Source organism: Candidatus Oleimmundimicrobium sp., from assembly GCF_030651595.1.
Lineage (GTDB): Bacteria > Actinomycetota > Aquicultoria > UBA3085 > Oleimmundimicrobiaceae > JAUSCH01.
In genome coordinates this window covers 1-23,428 of sequence record NZ_JAUSCH010000025.1, presented here as the reverse complement: position 1 = coordinate 23,428, position 23,428 = coordinate 1, and the positions used below count along the sequence as shown (strand labels likewise).

Here is a 23,428-nt window from a genome sequence, read left to right as displayed (position 1 = left end):
ATTCTTAAAAAGATTATCCCAAGCGCTGGTCTGACGATAAAAACTTTTTTAATTCTTGATTACCATGTCTGCCAACAGGCAAGTAGTTTTTTCCTTTTCTCGTGAAACCAGTATCTGACATTTTTCACTTTTCATTTAACTATGCTCTTACCTTTACTTCTACTCTGCTTGATGCCTCGCACTCTCTGCCTTTAACTATCAGCTATATCTATTTGGTCGGGATGGGCGGATTTGAACCGCCGGCCTCCACGTCCCGAACGTGGCGCTCTGCCAAGCTGAGCCACATCCCGAAAAATTAATTAATATCGCGTTATAAAAAGTTGATAGCAATTCTTTAAAATCAAACTATCAACCATTAACCGTTTGCTGTCAATTTTTCTTACTTCTCGTCCTTATTTATATTAGCTCTCAGCCATAAGCTGTTTTGCAGCTAATTGTAAAATGCAAATTGTAAATATTAAATTGTAAAATTGTTTTCCTTTTTGGTTTTAAAACTTTAAAATTTCCAATTCTTTTATGCTCTTAGCTCTTAAGCTTTCCTGGAGGCTGAATTCCTTTACCCATTACTCTTCAGCTTATTAGCTTCTTAGTTGATTTGTTTTTTAACTTTACCCTTTCCCCGTTACCCATTACCCTTTTATTTTGCACTTTCCAATTTACAACTTACAATTTCCAATTCCCCTCTACCCCTGCCTGCCCTGCCTGCCGGTAGGCACGGCGGCAGGCACGGCGTTACCCTATTAGTCGGGAGTCTCTTAGTGGGGGGTCGGTAGCTTGCTAGCTAGATTGCTGGTCTTATTACACTCCATACCCTGTTTGCTATCTGCCATAGGCCATCAGCCATTACACTAATCCTTTTTGCTGTAACATTAGTTTGAAGTCATGTGAATTTGCGGCCGTATTAAGAGCATCCTCTAAAGTAATCTTGCCGTCTTGATAAAGTTTTTCCAGACTTTGTTCAAACGTCATCATGCCATAATAATCTCCACCTGCAATTGCTTCTTTAATTTTTGAAGTTTCCGCTTCTTTTAAAATATAATCTCTGGTAGTAGCAGTATTAACCATAGCTTCAACAGCCGGAACCCTGCCCCCGCCCACTTTAGGTAAAAGTCTAAGAGAAACTATACCTTTTAAGGTTGAGGCAAGCATTATCCTGATTTGATTTTGCTGATATGGAGGGAAGAAATCTATTATACGATTTATAGTTTCCGTTGCATCAATGGTATGGAGAGTCGAGAAAACTAAATGACCAATCTCCGCCGCGCTGATGGCGGCTCTCACCGTTTCAATGTCCCTCATCTCACCAATTAAAATTACATCCGGGTCTTGTCTTACCACGCGTTTCAAGGCCTCTTGGTATGACTCGGTATCCATTCCAATCTCCCGCTGATTAATAAAGCTTAAATTATCCTCATGTAAAACTTCTATGGGGTCTTCAATCGTAACTATATGAGCTCTTCTTGTTTTGTTTATATGATTTATCATGGCTGCCAGCGTTGTAGTTTTTCCACTACCTGCTGTTCCGGTAACTAAAACTAGTCCTCTCGGCTCACTGACCAATTTCTTTATCACTGGGGGAAGCCCTAACTCATCAATGTTTAAATGCTCTCCAGCAAAAACCTTTCGGATAGCTATGGCCACACTTTCCCTTTGAAGTGAAATGTTAATTCTAAAGCGCCCAAGATCAGATAGACTATGCGCAAAATCAAAATCTCTAACATCTTTGAGTTTAGAAAACCGCTCCTCGCCCATAATTAAACGCGCTATCTCTTCAACATCAGAAGCAGATAAAGAAGAGCTATTGGATAAAACGAGGCGACCTTGCACCCTAAAACAAGGAGGACTCCCCGCTTTTAAATGAATGTCAGAGGCATCTTCCTTCATCATCTCCTTCAACATATTGCTTAATAAACCAGTTATTTTCATAATCGTTTCCTCCATTTCCAACAAGCTCTAATTAAAAAATTCTTTAAATTTTCCAAAACTCTTTTTGAACTTTTTTAACTTTATCGATAACACTTAAATCCACTTTATCAGCAGAAACAAGTAATCCATGTGGGTCTTTAATCTTTAAACCAAAGTTGCCCATCTCGTTTAAAGTAGCAGCAATTGAGTGCGATAAGGCCTTAAGCTCATATCCTCCTTCTAAAGAAACCACAAGCTTGCCGCCGCAAATATCATCCGCAAGATTCAAAGCCTTTTTAGTAAGTTTAGAATATCCAGGAACAGTTAATTTTAAAGAGGTGAGTGGATCCGCGAAATGACCATCGTAACCCCCCGCAACCATTATGAGCTCCGGTTTAAATTGGTAAGCTATAGGATTTACCACTTCATCAAAAATTTTCATACAAAGTACATCACCCGTTCCCGCAGACAAAGGAAGATTAACTGTAAAACCCTTCCCTCCGCCTGCCCCAACTTGATCATAATAACCAGAACCGGGGAAGAAAGGATACTGGTGAAGCGATATGTAAAGCACGCTAGAGTCTTCATAAAATATTTCCTGGATACCGTTACCATGATGAGCATCCCAATCCAAAATTAAAATGCGAGAGAGACCGCGCTTTTGAGCATACTTTGTTCCCACGGCAAGGTTATTAAAAATACAAAAGCCCATACCTTTTCGAGAAGTTGCGTGATGACCGGGAGGCCTTACCAAACAAAACGCGTTATCCACTGCTCCATCGAGCACCTTATCGACCGCCGTTATAACTGCCCCTGCCGCGAATAAAGCAGTTTCATAAGAATCGGAGGAAATAACCGTATCAGAATCAAGATTGCCTCCGCCTCTTGAAGCCAAATCTTCAACTTCCTTTAGATAAAGGGATGAGTGAACTGAAGTAATCTCCTTTGGTGAAGCTTTTTGGGGTTTAATTTTAATTAATTTAGAAAGGATGTTTTTTTCTTCAAGAATAGATAAGGTAACCGTGAGTCTTTCCGGCCTTTCAGGATGACCAAAACCGGCAAAATGTTTCAAATAGATTGGGTCATAAAGTAAGGCCGTTCTATTCTCCAACTATCCTGACCAAAACCTTTCTGGAACGAGGCCCATCTAATTCGACAAAAAAAATACTTTGCCATGTACCTAGTTCTAAATTACCTTTGCTAATAATTAAATTCAAGCTGTTTCCTAGAAACGAACCGACTATATGTGAAGGCGCATTATTATCTATCGCGTTATGGGCGTAATTTTTGCCCCAAGGAACAATATCTTTAACGGCTCCCTCAATATCTTTAATAAGGCCGGGCTCATTCTCGTTTATTATAAGCGCTGTGGTTGTATGGGGAGAATAAACTATTGCTATGCCTTTGTTAATTTTGCTTTCCTGAACTAATTGAGAAATCTGCGAAGTAATATCCACAATCTCAACCGGTTTTTTAGTCTGAATTCTCAAAATCTTATCGAAGAATTTCATTTGATGTTTGTCTAAGGCCGACAAGCTCCCACATAATTGCTCCTACTGCTTAAACTGTCAATTGAGACAACATCACCCGTATGTGGAGCGTGAATAAAGTTTCCGCCACCCACATAAACACCAACATGATGAATAGGCCGTCCGAAGAAAACAAGGTCACCAGACTGAAGCTGGTCCCTGCTTATCCGCGCCCCGTAACTATATTGAGCTCTGCTTGAGTGAGGAAGGCCAATGCCTATCTTAGCATAGACAAACATGGTAAATCCGGAACAATCAAAAGTATTTGGCCCGGCAGCGCCCCATTGGTAAGGACACCCTAAATATCGCATAGCTATATCTACAACTGCGCTATTAGGAGCACCTCTCGATACATTAATCCCTCTACCACGGAAATCCTCTATTAATCGCGCGCGACGGGCAACTTCTACTCTCTCTAAATAAACAATTTCATCTTTAATTTGACTATATAAAGCATCTCTCTTTTTAATCTCTTTCTCGATGCTAGATTTATCCGCCTTTAATTGTGCCGCAAGTTTTTCTTGTTTTGCTTTCTGTATTTCAAGTTCTTTTTCATGTCCCTCAATCTCATTTTTTTTCTCCGCAACCGCCTTGACAAGTTCCGCGTCGCTTTTGCCTATTCTAAATAAGACATCAAGTTGAGTGATTAAATCTTCAAAACTTTTGGTGTTGCAGAAAACCTCAATACAATTAATCTCTCCGTATTTATAAATCCCCTTTACACGCAAATTAAGGATCTGCCTATACCTGGTCAAATCCTCAGTTGCCTTGGCCAAATTTGCTTCATTTGCCCTTATTTCATTTTTTGTCCTGTTTAATGAATAACATGCTTCATTATATTTTTCGGTAGCTATGCCCAGTCTCTCATCAAATTCGTCCAACTCTTTTTTAAGTTCTTCAGCTTTTTTTTGTTTACTGCTTAGAGTATTTGGGGTAGCAAAAGCAATTGATGAAAAGATAAGAGTAAAAATGGTAAGAGCTATCGTAAAAAATACAAGACTTTTCTTTTTTGGTGCTCTTGTGTTACCTAAAATTCCTATCTCCTCCTATAGAAGATATCTAAAAAATTAATTAAAAAATACTAACACATATAGAAGCTCTTGACAACCTTAGCTGCGTATTCCCAGAAACTTCTTAACACCATCAAAAACAGCTATCGCTATCTTCTGGCGAAAATTTTCATCTTTAAGCAACTTCTCTTCCTCTATGTTGGTTATAAAAACCGGCTCCATTAAGGCAGCAGGCATCTTCGTCTCCCTTAAAACCGCAAAATTTCTTCCATGAACACGATCATCTGACCGCTCGAGAGAAGAGAGCAGTTCTTCATGAATGGCATATGCCAAATTTTTGCCTTCTTTGGAAAACTGGTCACCTGCGGCAAAGTAATAAGTGCTGGTCCCCTCGGCTTTTGAATTTGAAGAACCATTAAGGTGAAAACTTAAGAAAATATTTGCCTCAATTTTATTGGCCAAAGCAGCGCGTTTAGACAAATTAAGATAATGACCCTGCTGCCTGGTATAGACAACCTTAGCTCCCAATAGTTCCAATAGATTTCCAAAGCGGAGACCCAAATCTTCGCAAATTTCGCTCTCTTTAAGCCCTGATGGCCCTATGGCTCCCGGGTCAGGTGGATAACCATGACCAAAATCCACTACCACTACAAGATCTTTAAAAACCGAGATGGAAGAAACAGGCTCAATTTTTTCCTCCCATGGAAATGCAACCTTAAAATCCGCGTGTAAAATCTTTCTTAGATTATGAAAAGCGTCGAGAGTGGATGAACCTAGTATGCCATCAGGAGATATCCCAACATTTTTCTGAAATTCCATCAGAGCTTTCTCGGTGCTGAAACCATATATGCCATCTACGGCCCCGGTAGAAAAACCTAATCTATTTAACCATTTCTGAAGTTGCTTTACATCGTCTCCTCGCAGATAAGGAATTTTTAAATAGAGAAGTCTCTCTCCTAGTCTATAGGTAGCTTCAACAAGCTCACGCCAGGTATCCTCACCAACTATTCCATCAACAATAAGTCCTCTGTCTTGTTGAAACTGCTTTACTACCATATCGGTACAGTCGCCAAATGCTCCATCAACACCCGTCGGGCCGAAATTATATCCCAACAAAGCGAGTTTGGCCTGAATGTCCTTTACCCCTTTGCCTTTGCTGCCTTTTCTAAATAGCTTCATAGTTTCCCTTAAGTAGTTTTTCTTAAAAGTATAACCCAAAACAGCTGCCAGTCTCCAGCCACCAGTTACCAGGAAATGACTTTAGAGCGAAGAGCTTAGAGTAGAGAGTAGAAATAAGGGTAAGGGGTAAAGAAAAATTCAACCCCTGCCTGCCGGTAGGCACGGTCGATAATTCGGTAATAGACTGGTAAATAGATATTTAAGCCAAAAAATATCCTTTATTTATCCTCCCTCAACCCCTCTCGTCAAGGGAGGAGTTAGCAAGAAAAGTCCGGCTACCCACTATAAGCCACCTGTTGCTTATAAGATTGCCACGTTTCGCTCGCAATGACCGCTCTAGTTTTCTGGTCACTACATCTCTAATTACCATTTGCTATCCGCTATACGCTATCTGCCAATTGCCATATCGTTTAAAAGCAGCCATTAGCTTCCAGCCGTCAGCTACCAGGAAAATCAAAAATAAAAGCTTTTTATTGTTTTTTTTAACCCTGGTGGGAGTGAAACGAGGGGTCATTTTTAGGTTCCAAAATAGATTGTTCAGGAAATAAGACGAATCTGTCTGACCCCAGAGTGAAACGAGGAGGAGTTCTGCCCTGCCTGCCTGCCGGTAGGCAGGTTTTCTTGGGCGAACAAGAAAATGAAGGAGAATGAAGTTTCGTAATTAAGAGCCCGGAATAACCCACAAAATAAACTACATAGCAAAATAATAAAAAAATAAACTATTAATCAGCTGCGGCTCACGGAAGAGCAAAACCTACAACTTCCCTTTCCACTTTCTTCCCAAAAAATAATTAAGCACGAAGAAACTTATAAACCCAGTTTGGAAGAAAATAATGAGCCATATTCTAATTTCAGCAAAGCTCCAATTAATAAGATGTTCATACTCATGAGAAACAGTCTCCAAAAAATCTGCTGTTGTGAGATTGGCAGGGTTAATATCTAAATATAACAGCTCCATTTCATTGCCAGTCTGACTTCTAAAACCGGGTAGTTGATTTTCCGCCCAAAAATATCCGGCGATATAACGTTCCTCTCTTTTTTGAGGTTTCCACTCATCTTTAACATCTAAAAGAAGTAAGACAACTCTCCCCTCGTTTTCAAATGTTAACTCAAAACGATTTCTAATTTTTTCCTTATGGGATATTTTCTCATCAAACTCGGCCTTTAGATTATTTATCCAAAAATCATCAACCTTTTGCCCTTCTTCAACAAAGACGTAACAAAACTGTCCAACCGCCCTGCAGGCAGCACTTAAAGCGTATTCCTCGCCTTCAACCCCGGTTGTAAATCTTCTTGCATAAAAAGTCTTTTTATCTCCAACTTTATATAAAGGATTTGCTCCTGGCTCAATAACTCCACCAGCTAAAATAACCGGCTCACAAAAATACTCGGAAATAGATATCGGCTGGGCATAACTTAAAAGGTCAAAAATTACCTCGGGCAAAAAAATTGAACTTACCAAAACAAAAGAGAGCAAAACAATCAACACCGAAATATCGAGGGAAATTTTAAAGGTAGGAAAATTCACTCGCTTTATCGAGGAGTTAATAAAGCTCAATTTTTCTTTTAAGCGTTTGACAAATTTATTGCAAACGTTAGAGCACATTTTTATCCCCTTTAAACCACAACTCTCATTATTTCCTCAAGGGAGGTTATGCCCTGTTTTACTTTTTCTAACCCATCTTCCCTTAACGTCCGCATACCTTCTTTTATTGCAACTTCACGAATTTCTTCCGTTGATTTTTTTTCAACACAAAGTTTCGCTATACTACTACTTACAGGCATTACTTCATATACTCCTACTCTTCCTTTGTAGCCGGTATCAAGACATTTCTTACATCCTTTCGCACGATAAATACTCATTTCTTTGTTGCCTAAGCCTATCTCTTTAGCTGTTTTTTCCGGTAATTTATACTCCTCTTTACAATGTTTGCACAACTTTCTCGCTAACCGCTGTGCCAAAACACAGTCTATTGAGGAAGAAACTAAAAAAGGTTCAAGACCCATCTCAATAAGCCTGGTGAGAGCAGAAGGCGCATCGTTTGTATGAAGGGTCGAAAGCATAAGGTGCCCTGTTAAAGCAGATTCAATAGCAATTTTAGCCGTTTCTAAATCTCTTATTTCGCCCACCATGATAATATCAGGGTCACATCTAAGAATAGACCTTAATCCGGCAGCAAATGAAAGCCCTGCCGAAGGATTTACCTGAATTTGGAGTATCCCAGGCAAACGATATTCTACAGGGTCCTCTACTGTAATTATCTTTTTTTTCGGGGAATTAATCACATTCAATGTAGAATAAATAGTTGTAGACTTACCTGAACCAGTTGGCCCTGTAACTAGTAAGGCCCCGTATGCTTTGGAATAAGCTTTCTTGTACTCTTCAAGCGTATCAGGGGAAAAACCCAAATCTTTAAGTTCTAAACAAGCTTGGCTCTTATCAAGAATTCTTAAAGTTACATTTTCCCCATAAATAGTTGGCAATGTTGCAACCCGCAAATCAACTTCTTTACCTCCCGCGCTTACAGCAGCTCGACCATCCTGGGGCATCCTGTGTTCGGCGATGTTCATCCCGCTCATTATTTTAAAACGTGAGATAAGACTAGCTTGGACTTTTTTGGGCACCGTCATAATTTCATGAAGAACACCATCTACCCTAAACCTAACGTGAAAATCTTTCTCCTGGGGTTCAATATGAATATCACTAGCTCCTTGCCCAATCGCATCCCCAATTATTTGATTGACAAGCTTGACAACAGGAGCATCGGAAGCAATATCTTTTGCTGTCTCTTCTTTAATTGCTTCCCTTCCCTCAGCCGCTTCAACGGCTTCTTCCACAGAAGAACTTCTTGCCAAAAATTTATTAATCGCACTATTAATCTCCGAGCTGGTACAAACAACAGGCTTTATTTCATATCCCGTCATCACCCTCAGGTCATCAATGGCGTGAATATCGAGAGGATTTGCCATTGCAAGAACCAGCTTCCCCTCTTCGTAACCGATTGGCAAAGCCATATGTCTGCGAGCAATTCTCTCGGTAATAAGACTAACCGCGTGAGAATTAATCTCATACTCATCCAAACTAACCACCGGTAAATTTTTCTGTTTTGCTAGAGCTTTTGCTATTTCTTCTTCAGTAGTTGCCCTAATTTCAACTAAGGTTTCACCAAGTGGTTTGCCGCTTGTTTTTTGGGCATCCAATGCCTCCGTAAGTTGTTGGGATGTAATTACATTGTTCTTTACGAGAATATCGCCTATTCTCTCATGTTCCCAAGTCACAAAATCCCTCCTTATTTGTCTACGCGCCTTTGGTTGATGCTTTAAAAGCGTATACTTTTTTCTTTTTTGCCCGCTTCGCCTGATATAAAGCTTCATCAGCTTTCTTAATCAAGTCATCGGCGTCTACTGCGTCACAAGGCAACGAAGCCACTCCAAAACTTAATTTAATAATAGCGTAAATTTCTCTTTCTTTTAAAAATTTATCTGCAATTTCGGCCTTAATTCTCTCTGCCATTTCAAAAGCTTGTTCTTTGTCGGTCTCGGGAGAAATTATGGCAAACTCATCCCCCCCGTAACGAGCAATTAAATCTATCTCACGAGTACATTCGACGAGAAAATATGCAATTTTTGTCAATAAGATATCTCCTTCAAGGTGACCATGAGTATCATTATATATTTTAAAGTCGTCCACATCTATCATTGTTAGAGAAAGTGAACTGTGGTACCGGTTTGCTCTCTTGGCTTCGCTTTCAAGCGTCTCACTAAAATATCTGTGGTTATAAACTCCTGTTAAACCATCTGTAATTGCCAGCCTTTTTGTTTTCTCATGAAACTGGGCATTATTTATTGCAACCGCCGCTTGAGTTGCAAGAAACGAAACCAATCTCACTTCACTTTCGGTAAATTCCCGAGGTTTAAAATCATCGACATAAAGAATCCCAATTGTTTTATGATCGGTAAACAAGGGAACAGCTATAAGTGATTTAACCCCCTCATTTAATAATGTTGAGCTATTAAAAGCCGGCTCTTTTGAGGAATCTTCAATCACCAAGGGCTTTTCTCCTTTTAAAATCATATCCGTCACTCCATCTTTTCTCAACTTCCACTTAAGCGTTTTGTTTAAAAATTCTTCACTAAATCCCTTAGCAGCCCTAACGCCAAGCTCCTCCTTTTCTTCATCAAAAAGCGCGATACTGCCAGCAGAAGTTCCCGTTTCAGAAATTGCCGTATTTAAGATTAAGTTCAGGATACTATCGAGTTCTAAGGTAGATCCCAACGATTTACTGATATTTAAAAGAGTTGAAAGCTCTCTTGTCCCTTCTTGCTTTTTATTAAGAAGACTCGAGAGATAACTAATAAGATATACGGTAAAAAAGAACATGATGGATAACTTGAAAATTATTGTAATTACAAACCTTCCATCAGTATATTGGTTATAAGGAAGAGGATATAGTATGGCTAATTCATGATGAGGAATTATGGAAAAATACTCCAAAACAACAATCGAAGTAACTAAAGTTAAAGCCAGGGTAGCTTGCATAAAACTTTCTTTAGTGGTAAGCGAAATCCCGGCCGTAATTATATGTAAAATGAAAACACTGATGAACGGGCTTTCCGCCCCACCCGTAAAATATACAACCATTGCAAGAATAGCTATATCCAGAGATACCTGCATATTAGCAAATTTTTTGGCTTTATCCTCGTCGTCTTCTACGTTCAATGATTCCAAATAGAAACCAAACAACAGATTATAGCAAGCAATAAGTCCCGCTAATATATAAAATGGAGTGGCGAAAAATTCCGTCGGGGCCAGCATTTTTGTCAGCCAAATAACAATAAAAGCACAACTCACTACAATCCATCTTAATTTAATAAGCCATTGGATTTTTTCAAAAATTTCAAGTTTTTCTTGAAACTCTTTTTTCATGTATTAGTCGCCCCTTTGTCTGCTTGCCACCTGTTGATGAATACAACAGAGATAACCGACAAAAAAATTTACTAAACTAATTAAGATATCGGCATATAATTTTCAAGACTAAAGGATAAATTTTATTTTTTAATTCTATACTTAAATACAAGATAAATTTTTTAGTATTTTGGCAGGTCTTTCTTCATTTTAAAAGTTAAAAAACATTGATATAATTAACAAAAAAATGTGGCGGGGGCGTGTGGGAATCGAACCCACCCAGGACGCTCTTAACGCCCCACCGTGGTTTTGAAGACCAGGCGACCCACCAGGACCAATCCGCCCCCATAATCAGCTGCCAGCAAATTAAAAACTAACAAATAAAAATCAGCTAAATAATTAGCTTACTGACTTGTTGGTTATTTTTCAATTTTTAATTTTTCTACAACTCACGCTCTCCACATAAAACTATACCGAGTCGGAGTGTAACTTCTAAAAACAAAGATATCTACCGCAACTGTTTTGTTGGTTTCTCTTGTTCCCTCAGTTCCATGCCCGAATTTTTGGTTTTGCTGAAAGCTGGAGGCTGATGGCTGGGACTATCTTAGCACTCTATCGCTTCCGACCCTTCGAGTTATTTTTTGTGAATCAAAGTATTCAAGTAAAGGCAAGGCATGTTTCCTAGTTACGCCCAAAAGATCCTTAAATTCCGCGGGACCCATTTTCTTATTTTTTTTAAGAAAACTAATCAGCTCATCTTTAATCTCGTTAATAGCATCGCTATAATAAAATATATCGTGTTTTATTCTTACAACATCACCTTTTGAAGTCAATATTCTTAAATACTCTCTAAGCTCATCCTTGGAAATATTAAGATTATTTTCCAGTTCATTTAAGGTAAGAGGAGCAAATTTACCTTCTTTCAACTTAGACAATACCTTTTCAAGCTCGCCCTTTTGCTCTCCACTTAGTTCAGTCTTAACTTCAAAATGACGAACAATGTCTCCTTCTAAAACTACCGACTTGGAGGCATTTAACTCTCCCAATATAGCATCGGCTTGTTTGAAAGAAAGGTGGGGCATAACTTGAGCCCTTATCACATCTTTTTTCACTCCGGGGCTCAATGGATTTTCTACATGGTGCTTCTTTAAATAATCAAGAGTTGCCATTTTTAATTTCTCATACCCTTCTTTAAAAATATAAAAAGCATTATCCCCTACCCGGAGAGACAATAATTTCCCTTCTTTTAAAAACAATTCAAGGATTACATCTAACTCATCTCTCGAAAACTCATAATGGACAATAATATCGTCTTTAGTCATGGGCGTAGTGGAAGATTCTTTGAAGATAAGCCCCGCAATCTCCTTAAGATTGCCTCCTTCTAAAATTTCCAATTTAGAAATCACATCAGGCCTAAACCGTTTATGTTTACGCGGATGCCCATCTATGATTCTGCCTCCACCAATGGTGTAAACCGGGGAATACTGTCGAACAACATACCTGTCCCCATACCTTGGAACTATTGGAGCCTCTAAATTAAATTGGACAAAATCACTTTCCCCTGGCTTTAGCTCGTCTTTATTGAGAAAAATTATCCTGCCTAAAACCTCGTGCGTAGCGTGGTAAATTCTAACTCTTGTCCTGTTTTTTAGAGATTTTGGCGCATCTGTTAAAAGATGGAATTTGGCATCAAAGATACTTGTTGGCTTCAAATAACCCAAGGGGAGTATGACATCGCCTCTTTTGACATCTTCCCGGTTTAGGCCCGCAAGATTAACTGCGACACGCTGGCCCGCGTAGGCTGTTTCAACCGGTTTATCGTGTACCTGTAAGCTTCTAACTCGTGCATTGAGCCCACTTGGCAAAATTACGACTTGCTCTTCCACAGACATTTCTCCGGACCAAAGAGTGCCCGTAACCACCGTGCCAGCTCCTTTTAAAGAAAAAACTCTATCGATAGGCAATCTATAAGGGGAATTTAAATCTTTCTCGGTTACCTCTCTGGCAACTCTATCTACCTCTTTTATTAAATCTTCAATGCCTGTTTTCTTAATGGCAGAAACGGGTATTATTGGAGAATCCGCAAAAGAAGTTCCTTTTAAAACACCCTTAATGTCTTCTATTACTAAATCGAGCCAATCATCATCAACCAAATCGGCTTTCGTCACCGCTACTACAGCCTTTTTCACTCCCAAAAGATTGGCGATAGCTAAGTGTTCTTTTGTTTGTGGCATTACCCCATCATCAGCCGCTACAACTAACAAAACAAGATCCATTCCCGTTGCCCCGGCTAACATGTTTTTAACAAACCGCTCGTGACCCGGAACATCAACTATCCCTGCAACATTTCCACCGGGCAATTGAAATTGGGCAAAACCGAGATCTATAGAAATTCCTCTTTTTTTCTCCTCAATTAAGCGATCTGTGTCTGCTCCAGTTAAAGCTTTTATTAGAGTTGTTTTTCCGTGGTCAATATGACCCGCTGTCCCAATAATTATATTTTTCAAAAACTCACCTCAAAGGCGATAATCTAAGAATTAAAAATTCTAACAAATCGTCGCCAAAACTCCAACTATCTCCTCTATTTCCTCAGGTTGAATTGTCCGGACATCCAAAAAAACTTTATCTTCATGAACCCTGGATATAATCGACGGGTCAGATTTTCTAAGCTTGCTTTCCAATTTAGAAACAGACAGATTTTTTGCGGATAGAGCAACAACCGCTGTGGGAAGTTCTACAAGAGGCAGGGCCCCGCCACCAACTCTTGATGTATCTTCGATAATTTCAACTAAATATTTCGTGCCAATTTTCTCATTAATTTTCCTTGCAAGTTTTGCCGCCTTTTTTTTCAACTCAAGAAGGGGAGTTAAAATCATATTGAGGGTAGGTATCTCTTCAATTGCTTTTGCGGGGTCAAGATATAACCTCAAAGTCTCTTCCAGTCCCGCAAGTGTTAATTTGTCAACACGCAACGCCCGTGTTAACGGATCTTTTTTCATCTGCTCAATTAATTTTTTTTCGCCGACAATTATCCCGGCCTGCGGTGCACCTAAGAGTTTATCCCCACTAAAAGTAACAATATCAGCGCCAGCCTTAACTGATTCACATACCGTTGGTTCATGAGAAGGAAGGCCGTATTCTGACAAATCAAGAAAGACACCACTGCCCAAATCATCCATAACAGGCAGGTTGTGCTCTTTACCTAAAGTCACTAAATCCTGAAGTGAGACTTCAGCAGCAAAACCCACAACTTTAAAATTGCTGGTGTGAACTTTAAGAAGAAGAGCCGTCTCTTCACCTATCGCCTCCCGATAATCCTCGAGATACGTCTTATTGGTCGCACCCACTTCCTTTAAGATTGCTCCGCTTTGGCGCATAACATCAGGTATTCTGAAAGACCCACCAATCTCCACAAGTTGCCCTCTGGAAATAACTACCTCTTTACCATTAGCAATTGTACTTAAAGCCAAAAGGACTGCTCCTGCGTTATTGTTGACAACCATGGCCGCCTCGGCCCCAGTTAAAGCACAGAGCAAGCTCTCTACGTGTGAATGCCTGTCCCCTCTTACTCCTTTGTCTAAATTAAATTCGAGGTTTGAATAGCTGCTCGCCACGTTAAGTACAGCATCAACAGCCGATGGCGCGAGAATTGAGCGACCCAGATTCGTATGCACAACTACTCCTGTTGCATTTATCACCCTTCTTAAACTGGGGGACATAACTTCCTTAACCAGCTCAGACACGAGAGGAACTAAATCCTCCGGCTCCAACGATATATCCTTCAGCTCATCATCTTTTTTAGCTTCAATAATTGTCTTTCTGAGTTTATTGATTACAGTACGAACCGCATTTACCACCACCATGCGAGGATAATTTGAGATTAAATCTTTCATAGCAGAAAGCTCCAAAATTTCGTCAACAGCAGAGAGCTTCCGCAGATATTTTTTCTTTTCCGTCATCATCTTCCTCCTTTGCTTTACCCAATGACAGAAGCACGGTTTACTTCGTTATCTAAAAACATTTTCCTGCTAATTTACCATACAAAAACAGTAGAATGAATATACCACAAGTCAATTCTTATTGCATGGAAACAGATTTGGAATAAACTTAAAAAGTCACCAAAAAAATTGAGAATAATTAAGTATATCGTGACTTCTAATGGTAGAATTTAATCAAGGAGGTGAATTCCATGGTTAACGCATACATTCTAATTACAGCCGAAGCGGGAGAAGCAGGCAACATCGTTAAACAAGCAAAAAAAATTGAAGGAGTAACATCCATAGATGCCGTAACGGGGCCATACGATGCAATTACTTTTGTAGAAGCACCTGACTTCAATACCTTAGGTAATCTGGTGGTTGCAAAAATCCAAAAAATCAAAGGAGTAATCCGTACCCTCACTTGCATATTGGTTGAGCTATAGCTAGCCCCTATTTTATCTTCTTTCTCTTAACTAAAACAGCAACCAATACAACAAATAAAACCGCCGCAACATCAACTACAAAATCCTTAAAACTGCAATCCCGGGTCAGAACAAAAAACTGGTGTAGCTCATCTAAAGCGGCGTAAATGATGCTCGCACTGGCGGCCCAAGGGGGAGCCTTCACTGAAGTTGTTTTATGCCCACTAAACGCCCTTAAAAACAAGAAACCAAGAACCGCATATTCAAAGAAATGAAAGACGTAATCGGGCAAGAAAGACGGGGCATCCGAAGCCGGCAAAGAGGAAAAAAAGAATATCACCGCCATCCATGAAACGGGAGGAACCCAGATCAATAAAGATTGAATTCTCGTTCGCTGAGGAAATCTGTTAACCAAGACTTCCCCTCATTTTGCCGAGCCTTAAAATCCATTCATTTATAAGACCGGACTCAAGACCCTCGTCGCTAATTATCGACTCTTCCTCCACGCCTATAACCTGCTTAAGCATCGGTTTCATTGTCTCCAAAATCGTGCCATAGAATTTATCTTGTTTGGTTTTTTCATACCATCTTATTCCCAAATATTTTTCAATGAACCTAAGGTCTTCTTCCACAAGCGAGATTACTTTTGACGGTAAAAATTCAGCCGCATTGGCAAGATGGACAAACTTGTAAGCAAAAGCAAGATTGTTCTTTAGCCCAACATAATTATCAAGAAGCAAATCCAAAACTCTTCTGCCATAGCGTTCATCTACTTCTCTTAGACCCCTACCCGCTCCGATTATCTCCGGCGGAAGACCAATACTATAAAGAGCGGCCGTATAAGATATGGTCCTCGGCAACTCGCGTTTCCCTTTCTTATATAACTTTCTAATTTCGCCGGTGAGAGCTTCATCCGTCAAAAAACCCGACAGCTCAAGGGGATGAGGTAAATCACGAGCGTAACCCACCTCACTTTTTCTCGCCAAACGATCTCGCTGTCTTGGAATAAGGTCAGAAATTTTGCTGACAATGTCTATTAAGTCATAAAAACAAACCAAATAATGCTTAACAAAAACGCCAACTATGTTCACCAAGTCAGAGCGAAGATTTTCGTCAAATTTCAAGGGAGTTGAAGAAGGAAGTTTCTCCTTTAGAATTTCCACCAATTTTCTCGTTTTATCATACCCGTGATCGTACCTCATGGCAGATTGAATGGTTAACGTGCGAACCCCACCATAGTCCCTGATGACGTTATCTATATTTTCCAAAGATAGATGGCCTCTAAAAGGAAGGACTCCTCCTCCTAAAATAGGAGCTATCTCTACCTTAAATTCCTTCTGAAGACGATAACTATCCGCAATAGCGATTTTACTTAAAAGAGCAGACGGCACCATGCCATAAGTAAGCGCGAGGTCGGAAAACCCCAGCATGAAGCGCAACCTATCGGTTTTAAGCCCAATTTTCTTGCACCCAATCAAATAGTCCTTAAAAATTGAATAAACATCGAGTACTTGAGGCACGGTCTCTATAAGCGGAATCACTTGAATAAGATCCCGGTCTTTACTTAAGCCAAACTCTTTATGTGCAAGCTCGATAACATCGATGATTCTCTCTCGCACAGAAAGAATTTCCTCAGCACCGGAGCACATAGGCAATATAACTTCTTTAATAGCATATGTTTTTGATTTCTTCCAGGCCTGATAATTTGATTCAACCACGGACATGAGAGCCATAAGTTGTCTGAAAACCCCCTCCTCAATTCCACTGGGAATTCGAGGAGTCACAAAAACATCCTTCCCCGGGACAATTCCTTTGCTTAGAAGACCCATGACTATCTGAGAAGTTTGCTGGTAAGGAGTTAATTTTCCCTCAAAATCAACCATCGCCTCTTCAATCCCTAACCCCTCAGGCGCGGGAGTAAGTGAAAATATGGCTTCTTTCGGCTCTTCTTGAATCGGCACATAAGTCGTCGCATCTGGATGTTGGGTCATTATGGAGGTTGGAATCTTTTTTTCCATCTATTTTCCTTCTATGAAATATTATAAAAATAAGCCCAGAATGACCTTCGCATCGTCATCACACCCCACGAGGCTCACCTAAAGAGAGTAATAAATTCTCTTTCTTTAAATAATGACTTCTGCCAAACTTCTTGGGGCTTCAAAACTGCAGAAAAAACTATTTCTCCATAGCTCTTTAGCCCCAACAAATTTCTTAATCCACCATTCTGAGCTTAATATATCATTCGCTATAATCTCGCTTTAACCTTCTTTACTCTATAAATTAAATATAACTTTTCATTATATTTTGACTCTTTTTAAATAAAGTATTATATTTTGCTTTAAGGCAACTAACCCAAAGGACGGTATGTAATGAAAGAAGGTAACTGTCAAATTTGTGGTAAAAAAACGGAAAAACTTTGGGTTTTAAATACAGCAATGTACGATAATTTAGAATTAACAAAACAACGGATAAGGGCCGATATTTGTGAGAAATGTGCCGCGGATATAGGCGAGGTGGTGAATCGTTTGAAAAAATTAAGTCAGGAACCAGATTCAAACCGAATGCAAAAAGCATTCAATGAAGCAATGGCTAAAAAGAAACTATCTGAACCCTCTCAAAAAGAACCCGAAACTCCCCAAGTAAAAAAAGACGAGAAAAAACCCGAACCCAAAACGACAGAAAAACCAGAAACAAGATATCAACCTCAAAGAAATAAGGGTTTTGCCCAAAATGAATTTCTTAAGACAATCCACCACAGCCAAGAAGAGATAGAAATCCTTGGTGTGGGAAATGAAATTTGGAGGGGAACCCTTAACGCGTACGATGACTATTCTTTGGTTTTAAAGACTAAATCCGGTAAAGAGTTAATCTTTAAACATGCCATAAAGTCAGTAAAACCGGCAAAAAAAGAAACCTTTAATGCCTCAGTGCGCTCGTTTTCTAAGATAAACCCTGCTAAATCTTAACTATTTCACCAAAGATTTTATCACAACGCTCTTCGGCGGATTGGTTGATATTTAAAAAACCAACAGAATTTTGGGTGTTAAAAGCTCTGTCCATTGGGCTTCCGGGGTTAAATAACAAAACACCATCAATGTCTCGATTAAAAGCCTCGTGACTGTGGCCAAAGACGATGCAGTCAACATTCTTAAACTCTTTTCTTACACGCTGAGGTAGACCAGCCGCAGGGCTCCATCCATGTATCAGGCCAATTTTGCATCCGGCTGCTTCAACAACCGTTTTTTCCGGCAACACTTGTTTGGTTTCGGGAAAGTCCATATTTCCTCTAACCGCAACCGTCTGAGCCACCCTCCTCAAAATCTCAAGAGCTCGCAAGTCAACCATGTCACCCGCGTGAAGAATCATATCAACACCCACAAAATAATGATTAACAATTTCTTCCAAGCGTTTTAAGTCTTCTTTGTTCTTGACATGAGTATCGGAAATTATGCCAACCCTCATTTTTCACCTTTATTGGTAAATTTCTTAGGTTTAAGAGGTTTTGTTAAAGCAACTTTGAGAGCTTCGGTTACATTTTCAACAAAGACAAATTTCAATTCCTTTCTAACTTGCTCCGGAACTATCTCCAAATCTTTCTCGTTTTTCTTCGGAATAACTATTTTCTTTAAACCAGCTCTGTGGGCAGCGAGTATCTTCTCTTTAAGCCCCCCAATTGGCAACACATGCCCGCGTAAAGTAATCTCGCCGGTCATTCCAACATCTTTTCTTACAGGAATCTTCGTCAAAACAGATATAAGAGAAGTTGCTATAGTAACTCCCGCAGAAGGTCCATCTTTTGGTATCGCGCCAGCGGGAACGTGAATATGGATATCACATTTATCGCAAAAGTCCACCGGGACACCAAATTCTTCGGCTTTTGAGCGGGCATAACTTAAAGCTGCCTGGGCAGATTCCTGCATAACTTCGCCAAGATGACCTGTAAGAATAAGTTTGCCGGTCCCCTTCATTAAGGTAGATTCAACAAATATAATGTCTCCTCCTGCCTCGGTCCAAGCAAGCCCTGTAGCCACTCCAATCTCATCTTTCTCTTCTGCTAAACCATAGCTAAATTGTGGCAGGCCCAAAAAATCGGATAGATTGTCGAGGGTTACTTTAAAGAGTTTCCTCTCTCCCTCAACAATCTTTCTGGCAATTTGCCGGCATATAGTAGCTATTTTTCGGTCGAGATTTCTTACTCCGGCTTCTCGTGTGTACTCTCTTATTATTTTTCTTATAGCTCCCTCTGTAATCCTTAAATCATTTTTCGTGAGTCCGTGGTTTTCAAGCTGCCTAGACATTAGGAACTGCTGAGCAATTTTTAGTTTTTCCTCTTCCGTATAACCAGGAAAATTAATAACCTCCATCCGATCTTTAAGAGCCGGTGGTATAGTATCCAAAATATTTGCCGTGGTTATAAACATAACATCGGAGAGATCGAAGGGGACTTCAAGATAGTGGTCACTAAAAGAATTATTCTGTTCCGGGTCGAGAACCTCAAGAAGAGCAGAGGTTGGATCGCCCCGAAAATCAGCTCCGACTTTATCAATCTCGTCCATCATAAAAACGGGATTATTTATACCCGCCTGTTTGATATTTTGAATTATTCTTCCCGGTAAAGCGCCTACATAAGTACGCCTGTGCCCTCTGATTTCAGCTTCATCGCGCATTCCGCCTAAAGAAACTCTGATAAATTTCCGCCCAAGAGCCCTTGCAATTGACTTACCAATTGAAGTTTTACCCGTACCAGGAGGACCAACGAAACAGAGGATGGCCTCCTTCATTTTATCTTTAGCAAGTTTGCGAACGGCAAGGTGCTCGAGCACTCTCTCTTTTACTTTTTCTAATCCGTAATGATCTTCATTGAGAATTCTTTCTGCTTTTTTAATGTCCAACTTTTCCTTAGATTTTTTGCGCCAAGGCAATTCAATTAAACAATCTACATATGTTCTAACTATGGAAGCTTCCGCGGCAGCGGGAGGCATATTTTCAAGTCTATCAACTTCCTTGAGGGCTTTTTTCTCTACTTCTTCCGACATCTTCGCTTTAGCTATTTTTTCCCTTAATTCTTGAGCTTCGACGGTACGCTCATCTGCAATTCCCAGTTCTTTTTGAATTGCTCTCAGCTGTTCTCTTAAGAAATATTCTTTTTGAGTCTTGGTCATCTGCTCTTTTACTCTGCTCTGAATCTTGCTTCCAAGCTCCAAAATTTCAAGTTCTTTGGTCAATAAAGCAGATACTTTTTGCAGGCGCGCCTTGGGACGGATGGCCTCCAATATCTCTTGTTTGCCTTCAGTTTTTAGATTCAAATGAAAGGCCACAAAATCAGCAAGCCTACCCGGCTCGTCGATATTTAAGGCCGCAACCAAAACCTCTGGAGGAATTGGCTTCCCTAGCCTGGCACATTCTTCAAACTGAGAGATGAGATTTCTCATCAAAGCTTCCGCCTCAATGTCTTTTACGGCTGTTTCCTCAACAGTCTCAATCTCAACTTTAAAATAAGGATCAGTTTGAATAAACTTTTTTATCTTTACACGAGCCTTCCCCTCTACAAGAGCTTTTGCCGTACCATCAGGAAGTTTCAGCTCCTGCATAACAATAGCAACCGAACCCACATCATAAATATCTTCAGGAAGCGGATCTTGCACTTCAACATCCTTCTGCACAGCCAGAGCCACCAAATGATTTTCACGCATGGCCGCTTCCAACGCATTTATGGACCGCTCCCTTCCTACAAAAAGAGGGACTACAAGATTTGGGAAGATAATCAAGTCCCTCAGTGGTATCAAAGGCAACGTTTTAGGTATTTCCAGATTATCTGTGAGACTATTTTTGCGATTTTTTAAACTCATTAAAGTCGTCCTTCCTGTTTACAAATTTTTTTCTATATTGTTATTATAAACATTTCTCTATATTACCTAACAATCCTTCTCAAATCTTGTGAGAGGAATATATTTATTATGAAAAATAAAAGAAAAAAGATAAAAAATCAATTTCTTTCTTTTAATTATAATTTTTGCTCTAATAGTAATTGTAAGTACAGCCATAGCCTGGATTTTCAAAAACAAAAAAGTGAAAGAATAAAACTATGAGAGAGTGGCTCGATGAATGGCTCATAACCATAGCTAAAATAATTTTAGCTATTATAGTCGTAATCATTATTACAAACGATGTAGCTATGATTGTGTTGAGTAATTGGCAAAGTTACGTTGTAACAGACGAAATTGCTATGGCAGCCGGATGCTGTTATTACCTTACCGGTTCTGTTGAGGAAGCTCAAAATGTTGCCGAAGATTGGGCTGTTCAAAGAGGGGTAAATTTAACCTACTTCGCCATCGAAGAAGATACCATGACCTTAACCATAGAAACTCCCGAAAAAAATACATACATAATCCGACACATTAAATTTTTAAAAGGCCTCACGCCAACTTCAAAAACTATAAGCAGGGAGATTGACTCCAAATAAAAACGGACAAGGAGAGAGAAAATGGAAGAAAAAAAGACAAATGAAGAACCAAAACTTGAGGACATCATCGCTGAATTAAAAGTAATGGGCTCTCAACTAAAAGAAGTGTTTAAGACAACCGTGGAGAGTGAAAAAACAAGGAGATTGAGAGAACAAGTAGCAGATGGCTTCGATACTCTAACCGATGCCTTCGATAAGTTCATCAAAGATGCCAAGAGCGGCCAGCTTGAAAAGGACATAAAAAAGGGCCTTCGCGACAGCATAAGAACCATAAATGAAAAGCTTAAACAATATTCCGAGGCAAGGAAGGAAGAGGAAGAGAAATAAAGCCTTCTTTTGCAAGGAAGAATACAACATCTATGGCTATTTAGATAAATCCACCCAATATATTGTGGATAACCCTGTGGAAATGGGGATAATTAGAGGAATTTCTTAATTTTTTAAATTATCCCGCAAGATAACTCCCAGTCTCCAGCCTCTTAGTCGGGAGTCTATTAGTCGAAAGTGGGGAGATTTTTAGTTCGTTGTTCATAGCTCATTGCTCTGCCATAAGCAATAAGTTTTAAGCTATCTGCTGCTTATGAGATTGCCGCACTCCCTTTGGTCGTTCGCAATGACGAGAAAGAACTGTTCCATACTCCATACTCTATTAGCCATCTGCCATCAGCCATATCATTTTTTAGGTGCCCTGCCTATCGGCAGGCAATCAAGAGCTTGTTGCCCGCCCACAAAAAAGAAATCCTTAGATGGGCAAGTAGTCGTGCTTCCCCGCCTACTTGCTCTTTATTTTTTCTACACGCACCGCGCACACCTTAAGCTCGGGAATTTTTGATATCGGGTCGAGCGCGGAGTTGGTAAGCATGTTTATTGGAGATTCTTTAAAGTGGAAAGGCACAAATACAGTTCCTTTGGGAACGCGAGGAGTCACCCATGCTTTAACCTTTATTTTTCCGCGACGTGAAATCAAAGCAACCCAATCATTATCTTTTATCTTAAGCTTTTTAGCATCTTCGGGATTTATCTCAACTTTGGCCTCTTTACAGACCTCGTCAAGACCCATAGAATGCCTGGTCATCGTGCCGGTGTGATAGTGATACAAAAGTCTCCCGGTGGTCAAGATAAACGGGTAATCTTCATCGGGTTCTTCTGCTGGCGGCCTGTATTCAACAGCGTGGAACTTACCTAATCCCCGCGCAAATTTTTCGGTATGAAGAATTGGCGTCCCCGGATGCGTTGCGTCGGGACACGGCCACTGAACACTTTCTCTGCTCACTCTCTCAAATGTTATTCCGCCATAGGTTGGAGTAATATTTGCAATCTCCTTGGTAATCTCACCAACTGTTGTATATTCCATGTCGTAGCCCATGGCCTTCGCTAAATTGCAGATTATTAACCAATCGGGCCTTGAGTTGCCAATAGGAGAAATGGCTCTTCTTACCCTTTGGACTCTTCTCTCAGTATTGGTAAATGTTCCATCCTTTTCAGCAAAGGTAGCCCCCGGTAATACAACATCGGCCAGTTCAGCAGTCTCAGTTAAGAATATGTCCTGAACAACCAGGAAATCCAATTTATCAAAAGCTTCTTTCACATGACTCAAATCGGGGTCAGAAAGCATAGGGTTTTCGCCCACGATGTACATTGTCTTTACTTCGCCTCGCAATGCGGCATCCACCATCTCAGTGACACCCAGCCCGATATTTTCCGGAAGTTTTACTCCCCAAATATCTTTACATTTATCAATAACCCCCGAATCGCAAACGTTTTGATATCCGCTTACGCAATTAGGGAGAGCCCCCATATCACAAGCCCCTTGGACATTGTTTTGTCCCCTCAAAGGATTAACCCCCGTTCCGGGCCTTCCGATATTTCCGGTAAGCATCGCCAAATTGGCAATGGAGAGGACATTATCGGTGCCGCTTGTATGCTGAGTTATTCCCATACAATAAAAAATTGCTCCATTTTTGGCTGAGGCAAATAATCGCGCTGCTTCTCGCAAGGAATCAGCAGAAATACCGGAAATCTTCTCGACTTTCT

The 23,428-nt window shown here is 40.1% G+C and carries 19 protein-coding genes and 2 tRNA genes; 4 read left to right on the top strand and 17 right to left on the bottom strand.

The window, feature by feature from the left end:
• Positions 1 to 213: 213 nt before the first annotated feature.
• From Q7U95_RS01920 to selA, 12 genes are all read right to left on the bottom strand, one after another.
• Positions 214 to 290, bottom strand: a tRNA-Pro gene (locus tag Q7U95_RS01920).
• A gap of 553 nt (positions 291 to 843) precedes the next feature.
• On the bottom strand, positions 844 to 1,926 hold the full coding sequence (locus Q7U95_RS01915) for a PilT/PilU family type 4a pilus ATPase (protein WP_308751586.1): 1,083 nt from the start codon (positions 1,924 to 1,926) through the stop codon (positions 844 to 846).
• A 43-nt stretch (positions 1,927 to 1,969) separates the two neighbouring features.
• On the bottom strand, positions 1,970 to 3,016 hold the full coding sequence (locus Q7U95_RS01910) for a histone deacetylase (protein ID WP_308751585.1): 1,047 nt from the start codon (positions 3,014 to 3,016) through the stop codon (positions 1,970 to 1,972).
• Positions 3,006 to 3,440 (bottom strand): secondary thiamine-phosphate synthase enzyme YjbQ, encoded by a 435-nt coding sequence (locus Q7U95_RS01905; RefSeq protein ID WP_308751584.1) that lies wholly within the window; start codon positions 3,438 to 3,440, stop codon positions 3,006 to 3,008. Before Q7U95_RS01905 ends, Q7U95_RS01910 begins: the two co-directional genes overlap by 11 nt.
• Positions 3,428 to 4,315: an NlpC/P60 family protein gene (locus tag Q7U95_RS01900; RefSeq protein WP_308751583.1), complete on the bottom strand. Its 888-nt coding sequence runs from the start codon at positions 4,313 to 4,315 to the stop codon at positions 3,428 to 3,430. The genes Q7U95_RS01905 and Q7U95_RS01900 overlap by 13 nt, the downstream gene beginning before the upstream one ends.
• Positions 4,316 to 4,543: 228 nt before the next feature.
• Positions 4,544 to 5,623: an N-acetylmuramoyl-L-alanine amidase gene (locus Q7U95_RS01895; protein WP_308751582.1), complete on the bottom strand. Its 1,080-nt coding sequence runs from the start codon at positions 5,621 to 5,623 to the stop codon at positions 4,544 to 4,546.
• A gap of 754 nt (positions 5,624 to 6,377) precedes the next feature.
• Positions 6,378 to 7,151: a hypothetical protein gene (locus tag Q7U95_RS01890; RefSeq protein ID WP_308751581.1), complete on the bottom strand. Its 774-nt coding sequence runs from the start codon at positions 7,149 to 7,151 to the stop codon at positions 6,378 to 6,380.
• 89 nt (positions 7,152 to 7,240) lie between these two features.
• Complete coding sequence (locus Q7U95_RS01885) at positions 7,241 to 8,902, bottom strand: ATPase, T2SS/T4P/T4SS family (RefSeq protein ID WP_308751580.1); 1,662 nt, start codon at positions 8,900 to 8,902, stop codon at positions 7,241 to 7,243.
• A gap of 19 nt (positions 8,903 to 8,921) precedes the next feature.
• A complete protein-coding gene (locus tag Q7U95_RS01880; RefSeq protein ID WP_308751579.1) occupies positions 8,922 to 10,550 on the bottom strand; it encodes a sensor domain-containing diguanylate cyclase in 1,629 nt (542 codons plus the stop codon).
• Positions 10,551 to 10,779: 229 nt separating this feature from the next.
• Positions 10,780 to 10,876: transfer RNA gene (locus tag Q7U95_RS01875), tRNA-Sec, on the bottom strand.
• Positions 10,877 to 11,128: 252 nt separating this feature from the next.
• A complete protein-coding gene (gene selB, locus Q7U95_RS01870; RefSeq protein WP_308751578.1) occupies positions 11,129 to 13,036 on the bottom strand; it encodes a selenocysteine-specific translation elongation factor in 1,908 nt (635 codons plus the stop codon).
• Between the two features lie 39 nt (positions 13,037 to 13,075).
• Positions 13,076 to 14,488 (bottom strand): L-seryl-tRNA(Sec) selenium transferase, encoded by a 1,413-nt coding sequence (selA, locus tag Q7U95_RS01865; protein WP_308751577.1) that lies wholly within the window; start codon positions 14,486 to 14,488, stop codon positions 13,076 to 13,078.
• A 230-nt stretch (positions 14,489 to 14,718) separates the two neighbouring features.
• On the opposite strand from selA, the gene Q7U95_RS01860 reads away from it, so the two are divergent.
• On the top strand, positions 14,719 to 14,952 hold the full coding sequence (locus Q7U95_RS01860; RefSeq protein ID WP_308751576.1) for an Lrp/AsnC ligand binding domain-containing protein: 234 nt from the start codon (positions 14,719 to 14,721) through the stop codon (positions 14,950 to 14,952).
• A 7-nt stretch (positions 14,953 to 14,959) separates the two neighbouring features.
• On the opposite strand, the gene Q7U95_RS01855 is transcribed toward Q7U95_RS01860, so the two are convergent.
• A complete protein-coding gene (locus tag Q7U95_RS01855; RefSeq protein ID WP_308751575.1) occupies positions 14,960 to 15,346 on the bottom strand; it encodes a VanZ family protein in 387 nt (128 codons plus the stop codon).
• Positions 15,339 to 16,949, bottom strand: coding sequence for a phosphoenolpyruvate carboxylase (gene ppcA / locus Q7U95_RS01850; RefSeq protein WP_308751574.1), 1,611 nt, complete (start codon positions 16,947 to 16,949; stop codon positions 15,339 to 15,341). The genes Q7U95_RS01855 and ppcA overlap by 8 nt, the downstream gene beginning before the upstream one ends.
• 351 nt (positions 16,950 to 17,300) lie before the next feature.
• On the opposite strand from ppcA, the gene Q7U95_RS01845 reads away from it, so the two are divergent.
• Positions 17,301 to 17,897 carry an RNA chaperone Hfq gene (locus tag Q7U95_RS01845; RefSeq protein WP_308751573.1) on the top strand — a complete coding sequence of 199 codons (597 nt, stop codon included), beginning with the start codon at positions 17,301 to 17,303 and terminating at the stop codon, positions 17,895 to 17,897.
• Here Q7U95_RS01845 and Q7U95_RS01840 read toward each other — a convergent pair.
• Both Q7U95_RS01840 and lon read right to left on the bottom strand, forming a co-directional pair.
• Entirely contained in the window at positions 17,887 to 18,393 is a 507-nt protein-coding gene (locus tag Q7U95_RS01840; RefSeq protein WP_308751572.1) for a metallophosphoesterase family protein, read from the bottom strand. The genes Q7U95_RS01845 and Q7U95_RS01840 overlap by 11 nt on opposite strands.
• Positions 18,390 to 20,780 (bottom strand): endopeptidase La, encoded by a 2,391-nt coding sequence (lon, locus tag Q7U95_RS01835; RefSeq protein ID WP_308751571.1) that lies wholly within the window; start codon positions 20,778 to 20,780, stop codon positions 18,390 to 18,392. Before lon ends, Q7U95_RS01840 begins: the two co-directional genes overlap by 4 nt.
• 236 nt (positions 20,781 to 21,016) lie before the next feature.
• Between lon and Q7U95_RS01830 the strand changes: the two genes are divergently transcribed.
• Entirely contained in the window at positions 21,017 to 21,394 is a 378-nt protein-coding gene (locus Q7U95_RS01830) for a hypothetical protein (protein WP_308751570.1), read from the top strand.
• 21 nt (positions 21,395 to 21,415) lie between these two features.
• Complete coding sequence (locus Q7U95_RS01825; protein ID WP_308751569.1) at positions 21,416 to 21,721, top strand: hypothetical protein; 306 nt, start codon at positions 21,416 to 21,418, stop codon at positions 21,719 to 21,721.
• Positions 21,722 to 22,166: 445 nt separating this feature from the next.
• On the opposite strand, the gene Q7U95_RS01820 is transcribed toward Q7U95_RS01825, so the two are convergent.
• A partial coding sequence (locus Q7U95_RS01820) for a molybdopterin-dependent oxidoreductase (RefSeq protein WP_308751568.1) occupies positions 22,167 to 23,428 on the bottom strand: 1,262 nt, incomplete at its 5' end.

Coding starts and splice junctions, on each gene's coding strand:
- Q7U95_RS01915 (WP_308751586.1), bottom strand. CDS start 1,926: ATGAAAATAACTGGTTTATTAAGCAATATGTTGAAGGAGATGATGAAG.
- Q7U95_RS01895 (WP_308751582.1), bottom strand. CDS start 5,623: ATGAAGCTATTTAGAAAAGGCAGCAAAGGCAAAGGGGTAAAGGACATT.
- Q7U95_RS01880 (WP_308751579.1), bottom strand. CDS start 10,550: ATGAAAAAAGAGTTTCAAGAAAAACTTGAAATTTTTGAAAAAATCCAA.
- selA (WP_308751577.1), bottom strand. CDS start 14,488: ATGACGGAAAAGAAAAAATATCTGCGGAAGCTCTCTGCTGTTGACGAA.
- Q7U95_RS01860 (WP_308751576.1), top strand. CDS start 14,719: ATGGTTAACGCATACATTCTAATTACAGCCGAAGCGGGAGAAGCAGGC.
- ppcA (WP_308751574.1), bottom strand. CDS start 16,949: ATGGAAAAAAAGATTCCAACCTCCATAATGACCCAACATCCAGATGCG.
- Q7U95_RS01845 (WP_308751573.1), top strand. CDS start 17,301: ATGAAAGAAGGTAACTGTCAAATTTGTGGTAAAAAAACGGAAAAACTT.
- Q7U95_RS01840 (WP_308751572.1), bottom strand. CDS start 18,393: ATGAGGGTTGGCATAATTTCCGATACTCATGTCAAGAACAAAGAAGAC.
- lon (WP_308751571.1), bottom strand. CDS start 20,780: ATGAGTTTAAAAAATCGCAAAAATAGTCTCACAGATAATCTGGAAATA.
- Q7U95_RS01830 (WP_308751570.1), top strand. CDS start 21,017: ATGAGAGAGTGGCTCGATGAATGGCTCATAACCATAGCTAAAATAATT.
- Q7U95_RS01825 (WP_308751569.1), top strand. CDS start 21,416: ATGGAAGAAAAAAAGACAAATGAAGAACCAAAACTTGAGGACATCATC.